The sequence below is a fragment of the Corallococcus llansteffanensis genome, from assembly GCF_003612055.1.
GTDB classification, from domain to species: Bacteria; Myxococcota; Myxococcia; order Myxococcales; family Myxococcaceae; genus Corallococcus; species Corallococcus llansteffanensis.
In genome coordinates this window covers 1-10188 of record NZ_RAWB01000364.1, presented here as the reverse complement: position 1 = coordinate 10188, position 10188 = coordinate 1, and the positions used below count along the sequence as shown (strand labels likewise).

Sequence of the window (10188 nt, the reverse complement as noted above, 5' to 3'; positions counted from 1 at the left end):
TCCTTGGAGCCCCCCTGGAACGCACGAAGGGCCGGAAGCCTGGTGGCCTCCGACCCTTGCATGCGGCCCTGACGGGACGTGGTGGCTACTTCGTGCGGTCGAGCGGGGCGTACAGCGCGTCCTTCACACCCGGGAAGTCGTGGGCGAAGACGTCGATGGGGGCCAGGTCATCACGGGACTCGTAGAACCGTCCCGCCGTCCCCGAGGCCTGGAAGGACACGAAGTACCGACCCGGGCGGAGGAACTCGAAGATGGCCGGGGCTTCATTGCAGGAGAACCACTGCCCCGCCACGCCGTAGACCCACTGGCCGGTGTAGATGTCCTGGAAGTTGACGCCCACCTCGGTGACCCCGGCCTGCGAGCAGCTCAGCCGCACGCTGCCCTCGTAGAGCTCCCAGCCCACCGCGGCCCCGCCGATGGCGTACGTCTCCGCCGTCACTGAAGCCGGCACACCCGCCACCGCCGTGAACGCGCCGCCGAAGTAGTAGAGGGGGCGCTCCAGCGAGTCCATGGCCACCACCTCCAGGAAGTGCTGCCCGGGGGCCAGGTCCGGGGTGCTCACCGAGCGACCCTCGCTGCCCTCGAAGCACTTGAAGTGCGCCCAGACGCCGTCGTCGACCCGGGCATCCACGAAGGCGACCCCCGCCTGGCCGCAGGTGGGATACTGGCTGCCCGCCTCGGTCGGGAACTTCCAGTTGATCTCCGCGTAGGTCCCCGTGCCGGTGCCGCCCGCCGGGAAGTTGACGTTCACCGACACGTCGCCGTCCACCACGAAGGTGCCGTGGTACGTGAAGAGCGCCACGTTTTCGTAGTCCACCGCCACCGCGTCGAACGCGTACGCGCCGGGCGCGAAGTCGTGCAGGACGATGCCGTCGAAGCCGTTGGCATTGCAGGGGTAGCGCCCGCCGTTCTCCAGCAGCTCCCCGCCGATGGTGATGTCGACGCCCTTGACGTCGCGCATCTCGTCGCAGCGGGCACCGTCGAAGGTCCACATCATCCGGACGTCGCCGGGGTAGCGGGGACCGTTGTCTTCAATGACGCAGCCGGTGGACACGGCGGCGAGGCAGAGGAATGCGGCGAGCAGTCTCGCGTTCATGGTGGGCATCCGTGTTTCGGGAAGTGTGAGGTCGTCGGCCCGTAACAACCGTCCAGACGACCGTCCCCGGGAATTATTCAGCCCAGGCCAAAGGAGCAGCAACCGGGCACCTACGGCGGGTTTGACCCACCCGCGTACGGGATGTTACGCGCTGGACCCCATGATACCCCACCTGCCCCTGGCCTTTGGCGCCATGAACTACGTGGAGATCATCCGCGATGCGTCGTTCATCGAGCTCGCGGTGCTCCTGCTCCTCATGACGGTGTCCGTGGCCTCCTGGGCCCTCATCGCCATGAAGTTCACCCAGCTGTCCCGCGCCCGCTCCCAGTCGCTTACCTTTCTCGACACGTTCTGGAAGGCGTCCCGGCTGGAGGCCATCTACCAGTCCGCCCAGAAGCTGGACGGCTCGCCGCTGTCGAAGGTGTTCTGCGCGGGCTACGAGGAGCTGAGCAAGCTGGCGCAGTCGGGCAAGGAGGGCGGCGCCGCCGAGGACGCGATGAGCGCGAAGCTGGGCGGCATCGAGAACGTGGAGCGCGCGCTCAACCGGGCGGCCACGGCGCAGATCACCGAGCTGGAGAACCGCGTGTCCTTCCTGGGCACGGTGGGCGCTGCTTCCCCGTTCGTGGGCCTGTTCGGCACGGTGATTGGCATCCTGAGCGCGTTCAACCAGATCGCCGAACAGGGCAACGCGACGCTCGCCACGGTGGCGGCGCCGGTGGGCAACGCGCTCTTCGCCACGGCGGCGGGCCTGTTCGCGGCCATCCCGGCGGTGGTCGCCTACAACTCGTTCGTCAGCCGCATCAAGGTCTTCGACACGGAGATGTCCAACTTCTCCGCGGACTTCCTCAACATCATCAAGCGGCACTTCTTCCGCTAGGCACAAGGGGACACACCCATGGGCATGGGCGGCGGAAAAGGCGGCGGTGGCCGTACCACCATGAGTGAGATCAACGTCACGCCCATGGTGGACGTGATGCTGGTGCTGCTCATCATCTTCATGGTCACCGCACCCCTCATCCAGCAGGGCGTGAAGGTGAACCTCCCGGAGACCAAGGCGACGCCCGTGGAGGCGACGGAGAAGAAGGTCGTCCTCTCCATCGACGCGGGCAAGAAGGTCTACATCGGTGACGCGGAGGTCCCCCTGGACGAGCTGGAGACGAAGCTCGCCGCCAACGCCAAGGCGCAGGCGGACAAGGAGGTCTACCTCCACGCGGACCGGGACGTGCCCTACGGGGTGGTGGTGGAGGTGATGGCCGCGGCCCAGCGCGCGGGCATCAAGAATGTGGGGATGATCACGGACCCGTCCACCGGCAACAAGGCGTCCAACTCCGGGAACAAGACGCCCACGGCCGGCGGCGGCAAGGGCAAGTCGAAGGAAGCGAAGCGCTAGCGCATGGACTCCGCGGTGACCCACAGCCTGCTGGTGGCACGGCCCACGAAGCTGTCGCGCTTCGTCGTCTTCTCCGTGGGCGGCCACGTCGCGGTGCTGCTGGCGGCCGTCCTCTACGCGCGCTTCACGTCCACGCCGAAGATGGACCTGGACCAGAAGCCCATCAACGCGTCGCTGGTGCGCCTGGGCAAGCCGCGCGACCCGAAGCTCTTGCCGCGCAAGGAGCAGGCGCAGCCTCCGCCCAAGGAGGTCGCCGCGAAGCCCACGCCCACGCCGCCCTCGCAGGAGCCCGTGCCCGCGCCCTCCCCCAACGCGGTGGCGGTGCCCGGCGCGAAGCCCGCCCCCGCGCCCACGCCCCAGAAGGGCGAGGCGAACGCGGAGGACCGGCGCAAGAAGCTCTTCGGCGCGTTCGACAAGTCGGCGAAGCCCAGCGAGCCGGAGGAGCTGGAGGGCGCGGAGGATGGCGACCCCGACGGCGACTCGGCGGTCCAGGAGGGCGAGCGGTACTACGGCCTCCTGAAGTCCCAGGTGCGCCGGCACTACAACGTGGCGGACACCATCCCCGACGCGGAGCGCCTCTACCTCAAGGCCCAGGTGGCGATGCGGCTGGGTCGCTCCGGCGAGGTGCTGGACGTGAGCCTGGCCAAGGCCAGCGGCAACGAGCTGTTCGACTCGGCGGTCGTGGCCGCCGTGCGCAAGGCGTCTCCCTTCTCTCCTCCCCCCGATGCCCTTCGCGACGCGCTCCAGAAGAATGGGGTCGTCCTGGTGTTCAGCCCATGAAAGCGCTCCTGCTGTCGCTCCTCCTCGTGCCCGCGCTGGTGCTCGCGCAGGCGCCCGTCATCGAGATCTCCGGCGCCAACTTCCGTCCGCTGCCGCTCGCGGCCCCCGCGCCCACGGTGCAGGAGGGCGGCGACAAGAAGGCGGCGGGCGCGTTCGACACCGCCTTCACGTACGACCTCACGGCCTCCGGCATCTTCCAGGTGCTGGACCGCGCCGGCTTCACCGCCGACGCGAAGGAAGGGATGACGGCGGGCAGCATCAACTTCAGCCGCTGGGCGGACGTGGGCGCGGAGTCGCTGGTGAAGGTGTCGCTCGCGCAGGACGGCGGCGCGCTGCGCGGCGAGCTTCGCCTGTTCAACGTGGCCACCGGCCACGAGGACCTGAAGGTCGCCAAGGACGCGCCGGCCAACGAGCCCCGGAAGCTGGCGCACGCGCTGGCGGACGCGCTCTACCGGCACTTCACCCGCGAGGCGAGCCCCTTCCTGTCGCGCATCACCTACGTGCGCAAGGCGGGCGCCAACCGCGACGTGTACGTGGCGGACTGGGACGGCATGGGCGCGCAGGCGCTCACCAAGGGCGGCACGAACATCCTGCCCACGCTCAGCCCCTCCGGGCAGGTGGCCTTCACGTCGTACCGGAAGAACCGGCCGGACATCTACGTGCAGGCCCCCGGCGGCGAGGCGAAGCCGGTGGTGACGGACGGGCAGATGGCCACGGGCGTCGCGTTCTCTCCGGATGGCCGCCGCATCGCCTACGCGCTGGCGGAGGGTGAGAGCGCGCAGATCTACGTGGCCGCCGTGGACGGCTCCGGGGCGAAGGCCATCACCGACACGCCCTACGGCCTCAACACCAGCCCCTCCTGGTCGCCGGACGGCAAGCGCATCGCGTTCGTGTCCAACCGGGGTGGCAGCCCGCAGGTGTACGTCATGGGCGCGGACGGCTCCGGCGTGAAGCGGCTCACCTTCCAGGGCAACTACAACCAGACGCCGGACTGGTCGCCGCGCGGGGACCTCATCGCGTTCACGGCGCGCGACGAGCGCAACGCGTTCGACCTCTTCACCGTCAACGTGGAGACGGGCAAGGTGACGCGCCTGACGCAGGACCAGGGCAACAACGAGGAGCCCTCCTTCTCCCCCAACGGCCGGTTGATCATGTTCAGCACCACCCGCAACGGCGGCGCGCACCTGTGGGTGATGACCGCCGAGGGCAACAACCAGCTCCCGCTCCCCATGGAGAAGGGCAACTGGCTGACGCCTGATTGGGGCATCGCGCCGGCCGCGAAGTAGGCGCATATTGCGCGCCCATGAGCGCACCGCTTCGCTCCCATTGGAGCCTGGACCCGCAGGTCATCTTCCTCAACCACGGCTCGTTCGGCGCGTGCCCCACCGCGGTGCTCCAGCACCAGTCGGAATTGAGGGCACGCCTGGAGTCGGAGCCGGTGCGCTTCCTCGCCCGCGAGGTGGAGCCGTTGCTGGATGACGCGCGCGCCGCGCTCGGGGCCTTCGTGGGCGCCGACGCGGACGACCTGGCGTTCATGCCCAACGCCACCACCGGCGTGAACACCGTGCTGCGCGGCCTGCGCTTCCAGCCCGGCGACGAGCTGATCACCACCAACAACGAGTACAACGCGTCGAAGAACGCGCTCGACGTGGCCGCTGCCGCGATGGGCGCGAAGGTGGTGGTGGCGAAGCTGCCCTGGCCGGTGCCGTCCCCCGAGGCCGTGGTGGACGCGGTGATGGCGCAGGTGACGCCGCGCACGCGCCTGCTCCTCATCGACCACATCACCAGCCAGACGGCCCTGGTGATGCCGGTCGCGGAGCTGGTGCGCCGCCTGCGCGAGCAGGGCGTGGAGACGCTGGTGGACGGCGCCCACGGGCCGGGCATGGTGCCGCTGGCGCTCAGGGAGCTGGGCGCGGCGTACTACACGGGCAACTGCCACAAGTGGCTGTGCGCGCCCAAGGGCGCCGCGTTCCTCTACGTCCGCCGCGACTTGCAGGCGGGCCTGAAGCCGCTGGTGGTGAGCCACGGGCACAACTCGCCGCGCACGGACCGCTCGCGCTTCCGGTTGGACTTCGACTGGATGGGCACGCACGACCCGACGCCCTTCCTGTGCATCCCCACCGCGCTGCGCGTCATCGGAGGGCTGGTGCCGGGCGGGTGGCCGGAGGTGATGGCGTCCAACCGGGAGAAGGTGCTCACCGCGCGGCGCAGGCTGGACGCGCGGCTGGGCAATGCCTCGCCGCTGTACCCGGATGCGATGGTGGGCAGCATGGTGTGCGTCGCCTTGCCGGAGGGGTACCCGGAGCGCCCTGCCCCGCCGCTCTACCTGGATCCACTCCATGTGCGCCTGTTCGAGGAGCGCCACATCGAGGTCCCGGTCACCCCGTGGCCCAAGGCGCCCCAGAGGCACCTGCGGCTGTCCGCGCAGCTCTACAACACCCCTGCGGACTACGAGGCCCTGGGGGACGCTTTGGAAGCGCTGCTGCGTTGAGTAGTGTGCGCGGGATGCCGCGCTTTGCTTCCATCGATATCGGGACCAACTCCGTGCTGCTGCTGGTCGCGGAGCGCCTGCCGGACGGGCGCTTCGAGGCGGTGGTGGAGCGCGCCGAGATCACCCGGCTGGGCCGGGGCGTGGACACGAGCCGCGTGCTCTCCGAAGAGGGCATGGAGGCCACGCTGGCCACGCTGGTCGCCTTCGCGGACGAGGCGCGCGCCCTGGGCGCCCAGGGCATCGCGGTCTCCGCCACCAGCGCCGCGCGCGACGCGAAGAACGGCGCGGACTTCATCGCCGCCGCGAAGGCGCGCGCGGACGTGACGGTGGAGATCATCCCCGGCGAGATGGAGGCGCAGCTGTCCTTCGCCGCCGTGTCCGCGGACTTCGCGGGAGAGGCCGCGGGGCCGCTGCTCGTCATCGACATCGGCGGGGGCTCCACGGAGTTCATCTACGGCAGCGACGCCGGCACCGTGGCCTTCCGCCACAGCTTCGACGTGGGCGCCGTGCGGCTCACCGAGCGCTTCGTGCGCACCGACCCGCCTTCGCCCGCCGAGCGCGCCGCCATCGAAGCGCACCTGCGCCACACCTTCGCGGCCCTGCCCCCGACGCCGCCGGCCGCGATGCTCGTGGGCGTGGCTGGCACGGTGACGACGCTGTACGCGCTCCAGCACCAGATGGCGACCTACGACGCGGAGCAGGTCCACGGCGGCACGCTGTCCCGGGGCGAGCTGGACGCGCTCACGGACATGCTGTGCACCCTGCCCCTGGACGCGCGCCGCGCGCTGCCCGGCCTTCAGCCCAAGCGCGCGGACGTCATCCCCGCGGGCGCGCTCATCCTGCGCGAAGCGGTGAAGGCCCTGGGCCTGGAATCGTGCCGCGTGAGTGACCGCGGCCTGCGCTGGGGCCTGCTGGTCCACCGCTTCGGCTCCGCCCCCTCCTCCTCATGAACGCCTCTTCTCCGACCGCTCCGTCCAGCGCGCCCGCCACGCAGTCCGTGCGCGCGGGCTACGCGCTGTTCATCCTGACCCTCATCAACCTGGTCAACTACCTCGACCGGTACATCATCGCGGTCGCGCTGCCGGAGATTCAGAAGGACTTCGGCATCAACGACGCGCAGTCGGGGCTGCTGGGCACCGTCTTCATCGTCGTGTTCATGCTGGCATCGCCGCTGGGTGGCTTCCTGGGAGACCGGGTGCCGCGCCGGCTGCTGGTGGCGGGCGGCGTGCTCCTGTGGAGCCTGGCCACCGGGGCTAGCGGCCTTGCGTCCACGTTCACGGCGCTGCTGCTGGCGCGCGCGGTGATTGGCATTGGCGAGGCGGGCTATGGCGCGGTGGCGCCGTCCATCATCTCCGACCTGTACCCGCGCGAGCAGCGCACGCGGATGCTGTCGTACTTCTACATCGCCATCCCGGTGGGCTCCGCGATGGGCTACGGCCTGGGCGGGTGGCTGACGCAGACGTATTCGTGGCACGCGGCGTTCTTCGCGGGCGGCGTGCCGGGGCTCGTGCTGGGCACCATGGCCTTCTTCATGCCGGAGCCCCAGCGCGGCGCCATGGACGGGCCGGAGGCGGCGGTGAAGCTGCCCTTCATGGAGGGCCTCAAGGGGCTGGGCCGCAACGCCGCCTTCTGGGCGACGACGGCCGGCTACACGCTGATGACGTTCTCCATTGGCGGGCTCGCGTTCTGGATGCCCACGTACCTGGTGCGGGAGCGGCAGCTGTGGCTGGAGCACCCGGGCCGCGTGGGGCTCGTGTTCGGCGCCATCACCGCGGTGGCGGGCCTCACCGGCACCGTGGCGGGTGGCTGGCTGGGCGACAAGATGGACCGCAAGCGCGTGGGCGGCGGCCTGTGGCTGTCCGGCATCGGGCTGCTGCTCGCGGCGCCGTGCATGTACCTGGCGGTGAACATCAAGGACCCGATGCTGACGTTCGCGGCCATCGGCGTGGCCCAGTTCCTCATCTTCCTCAACAGCGGTCCCATCAACGCCGCCATCGTCAACTGCGTGCCGCCCGCGTTCCGCGCCTTCGCCATGGGCCTCAACGTGCTGTGCATCCACATGCTGGGCGACGCCATCTCCCCCACGCTCATCGGGCAGATCGCCGACATGGCCAGCCTCCACACCGCCATCGCCATCAACGCGGTGCCGGTGCTGCTGGGAGGCTTCGCGCTGCTCCTGGGCGCGAAGCTGTTCCGGGAGGCGGCGCCCCAGGCGCGGGCCTGAGCGCGGAACCGCCAGGCCCGGAATGCATCCGAGCCCGGGTGGGTTGAGCGAGGAGGTTCCCTGCTCGCCCGGGAAGGAAGCGGAGGCGTCTGGTGGCTGCTGGGCATCCGTCACACTCGAGGCCGGGCCCCCTGTTCGTGGAGCACGGGGCCATGCATGCCCCCGCCCCGCATGCGGCCACGCACGCGCACGCCGCCCTCATCCTCTACACGGGGGGACGGGCCACCATCGAGCAGCGCACCCGGCTGACGCTGTCCCCGGGGGACGTGCTGCTCATCCCTTCCGGAGAGAAGCACCGGCTGGTCACCACCGACCGGGCGGAGATCCTGGGCCTGGGGTTCCACCCGGCGGCCTTCCTCCAGTCGGAAGTCGGCCCGCTCCTGGAGCCCTTCGAGCGCGTGCGCCAGGGCGCCTCCGCCGTCGTGCCCATCCCCTCTGGCCGGCAGGAGCACCTGGTCCGGCTGCTGTCGGAGCTTCGTGAGGAGACGCGCGCGCCCTTCCATCCGCTGGGGGAGCAGGTGGTGCGCAGCCTGTTCTCGCTCGTACTCGCGGAGGTGGCCCGCTCTGGTGGCGCGTGGACTCCCACGGACTCGCGAGCATCATTGGTGGGCGAGGCGCTCACGTTCATTGAACGGCACTGCCTGGAGCCCATCTCGCTGCGCGAGGTGGCCGCCGCCGTGGGCCGCTCTCCCGCGCACGTGACGACCGCGCTCAAGCAGGCCACGGGGCACAGCGTGGTGGAGTGGATCATCTCCGGCCGGCTCGCGGAGGCGCGGCGACGGCTGCTGTCCACGGACGAGCGCATCGACATCATCGCGGAGCGCGTGGGCTATGCGGACCCCACGCACTTCATCCGGTTGTTCCGGCGCGCCGAGGGGCTCACGCCCGCCCTGTGGCGCAGGCAGCACCGTACGGCGCCCGCGCTCAGTGCGGCTTCGTCCGCGGGGGCGGTGGCCTCCCCGTCGCGGCCGTGTAGCGGCGGTCCGCGTCTTCCATGAGGAGGCCGTGGTTCATCATGGCCCCGGCGATGGCGCCCGCGCTCGCGGACATGAGCGCGCCCTGCAGGCGCGTCGTCATGTCCCCCGCGGCGCTGATGCCCGGCACGGATGTCTCCCCCATCGCGTTCACCTTCACGAAGCCCTGCTCGTCCAGCGCGAGCCCCAGCTTCGTGACGAGCTCCGGCTGACGCTGCGGCGGCGCGGAGAAGAGGACGCGCCGGGGCACCCGCGCCCCGTCCTCCAGCTCCACCGCCTCCAGGTGGCCGTCCGTCCCGTGGAGCGCGCGGATCCTCCGCTCGTCCAGACCGACGCCCAGGTGATGGAGCCGCTCGCGCTGCTCGGGCGGCACCGCGAAGGTGCCGTGCGTGAAGACGGTGACGTCGCGCGACCAGCCCTGCACGACGGATGCGAAGTCCAGGAACAGGGGCTCCGTGGCCAGCACGCCGAAGGGCTGGTCCTGCACCTCCCAGCCGTGACAGTACGGGCACTGGAAGACGCTCGTGCCCCACAGCTCGCGGTAGCCGGGGATGTCCGGCAGGACGTCCACCATGCCCACCGCGAGGAGGAGGCGACGGGCGTCCACCGTGGTGCCGTCGCCCAGCGCCACGCGGAAGCCGCCGCCGTGCGGCTCCACGGACCCCACGCGCGTGTCGCGCACCTCCACGTTCGGGTAGCGCTGGAGCTGCTCGCGGCTGATGCGCCGGAACTCCGGCGGCGGGATGCCGTCGCGCGACCCGAAGCCGTGCATGTGCGTCGCCGCCGCGTTGCGCGGCGTGCCCGCGTCACAGAGCAGCACCGCCTTGCGCCCGCGTCCCAGATACAGCGCGGCGTTGAGCCCCGCGGGGCCGCCTCCCACGATGACCACGTCGTATGCCATTGCCGTCCGCCCTTCGCGTGATTCCACGGCAGGAACCTAACGACGGGCCCGGGGCCGGCAGGAGGGCGGGACTTTGGGTGACATCGGCGGATCTTCCGGTCCGCGGCCCGGGGCCTACCTCGCGACGGGCGCGGGGCCAGGAGGCTCAAGCTTCGGCTGGAGCTTCGGTCGGTACTCGTCCGCCAGCCGCTCCACCTCGGTCGCCAGCCGCTCCCCTTCCGCGAGCAGGCGGGCCTTCAACCGGTGGCGGCTGCCCAGCGTGAAGAACATCTCCAGGTCGTGACGGATGACGCCCCAGCGCTCCGCGAAGTACAGCGTGAACAGGGCCAGCG

General features: G+C 70.7%; 10 protein-coding genes and 1 pseudogene. 8 read left to right on the top strand and 3 right to left on the bottom strand.

Annotated features, from left to right (window positions below; genetic code table 11):
- Window positions 1-85: 85 nt before the first annotated feature.
- On the bottom strand, window positions 86-1096 hold the full coding sequence (locus D7V93_RS28340; protein WP_120646358.1) for a hypothetical protein: 1011 nt from the start codon (window positions 1094-1096) through the stop codon (window positions 86-88).
- Between the two features lie 160 nt (window positions 1097-1256).
- Here D7V93_RS28340 and D7V93_RS28335 point away from each other — a divergent pair, with 160 nt between their 5' ends.
- The 8 genes from D7V93_RS28335 (at window position 1257) to D7V93_RS28300 (ending at window position 8979) form a co-directional block, all read left to right on the top strand.
- Window positions 1257-1973: a MotA/TolQ/ExbB proton channel family protein gene (locus D7V93_RS28335; protein WP_120646357.1), complete on the top strand. Its 717-nt coding sequence runs from the start codon at window positions 1257-1259 to the stop codon at window positions 1971-1973.
- An 18-nt stretch (window positions 1974-1991) separates the two neighbouring features.
- Window positions 1992-2486: a protein TolR gene (tolR, locus tag D7V93_RS28330; RefSeq protein ID WP_120646356.1), complete on the top strand. Its 495-nt coding sequence runs from the start codon at window positions 1992-1994 to the stop codon at window positions 2484-2486.
- Window positions 2487-2489: 3 nt separating this feature from the next.
- Window positions 2490-3266, top strand: a complete 777-nt coding sequence (locus D7V93_RS28325) for an energy transducer TonB (RefSeq protein WP_120646355.1) — start codon at window positions 2490-2492, stop codon at window positions 3264-3266.
- On the top strand, window positions 3263-4552 hold the full coding sequence (locus D7V93_RS28320; protein WP_120646354.1) for a beta-propeller domain-containing protein: 1290 nt from the start codon (window positions 3263-3265) through the stop codon (window positions 4550-4552). Before D7V93_RS28325 ends, D7V93_RS28320 begins: the two co-directional genes overlap by 4 nt.
- Before the next feature lie 17 nt (window positions 4553-4569).
- Window positions 4570-5757: an aminotransferase class V-fold PLP-dependent enzyme gene (locus D7V93_RS28315; RefSeq protein WP_120646353.1), complete on the top strand. Its 1188-nt coding sequence runs from the start codon at window positions 4570-4572 to the stop codon at window positions 5755-5757.
- Window positions 5758-5771: 14 nt separating this feature from the next.
- Entirely contained in the window at window positions 5772-6707 is a 936-nt protein-coding gene (locus D7V93_RS28310; protein ID WP_120646352.1) for a Ppx/GppA phosphatase family protein, read from the top strand.
- The gene (locus D7V93_RS28305; RefSeq protein WP_120646351.1) at window positions 6704-7981 is read left to right on the top strand and encodes a spinster family MFS transporter; all 1278 of its coding nucleotides are present in this window, start codon (window positions 6704-6706) and stop codon (window positions 7979-7981) included. The genes D7V93_RS28310 and D7V93_RS28305 overlap by 4 nt, the downstream gene beginning before the upstream one ends.
- A gap of 152 nt (window positions 7982-8133) precedes the next feature.
- On the top strand, window positions 8134-8979 hold the full coding sequence (locus tag D7V93_RS28300; RefSeq protein WP_120646350.1) for an AraC family transcriptional regulator: 846 nt from the start codon (window positions 8134-8136) through the stop codon (window positions 8977-8979).
- On the opposite strand, the gene D7V93_RS28295 is transcribed toward D7V93_RS28300, so the two are convergent.
- Window positions 8906-9856, bottom strand: a complete 951-nt coding sequence (locus D7V93_RS28295) for an NAD(P)/FAD-dependent oxidoreductase (RefSeq protein WP_120646349.1) — start codon at window positions 9854-9856, stop codon at window positions 8906-8908. The two genes, D7V93_RS28300 and D7V93_RS28295, sit on opposite strands and share 74 nt — an antisense overlap.
- 114 nt (window positions 9857-9970) lie before the next feature.
- Window positions 9971-10188: pseudogene (locus D7V93_RS28290) on the bottom strand (acyltransferase); the annotation flags it as partial.

What these genes read in the sequence shown, in the direction of transcription:
- D7V93_RS28340 (WP_120646358.1), bottom strand. Translation starts at nt 1,096, where the DNA reads ATGAACGCGAGACTGCTCGCCGCATTCCTCTGCCTCGCCGCCGTGTCC.
- D7V93_RS28335 (WP_120646357.1), top strand. Translation starts at nt 1,257, where the DNA reads ATGATACCCCACCTGCCCCTGGCCTTTGGCGCCATGAACTACGTGGAG.
- tolR (WP_120646356.1), top strand. Translation starts at nt 1,992, where the DNA reads ATGGGCATGGGCGGCGGAAAAGGCGGCGGTGGCCGTACCACCATGAGT.
- D7V93_RS28325 (WP_120646355.1), top strand. Translation starts at nt 2,490, where the DNA reads ATGGACTCCGCGGTGACCCACAGCCTGCTGGTGGCACGGCCCACGAAG.
- D7V93_RS28320 (WP_120646354.1), top strand. Translation starts at nt 3,263, where the DNA reads ATGAAAGCGCTCCTGCTGTCGCTCCTCCTCGTGCCCGCGCTGGTGCTC.
- D7V93_RS28315 (WP_120646353.1), top strand. Translation starts at nt 4,570, where the DNA reads ATGAGCGCACCGCTTCGCTCCCATTGGAGCCTGGACCCGCAGGTCATC.
- D7V93_RS28310 (WP_120646352.1), top strand. Translation starts at nt 5,772, where the DNA reads ATGCCGCGCTTTGCTTCCATCGATATCGGGACCAACTCCGTGCTGCTG.
- D7V93_RS28305 (WP_120646351.1), top strand. Translation starts at nt 6,704, where the DNA reads ATGAACGCCTCTTCTCCGACCGCTCCGTCCAGCGCGCCCGCCACGCAG.
- D7V93_RS28300 (WP_120646350.1), top strand. Translation starts at nt 8,134, where the DNA reads ATGCATGCCCCCGCCCCGCATGCGGCCACGCACGCGCACGCCGCCCTC.
- D7V93_RS28295 (WP_120646349.1), bottom strand. Translation starts at nt 9,856, where the DNA reads ATGGCATACGACGTGGTCATCGTGGGAGGCGGCCCCGCGGGGCTCAAC.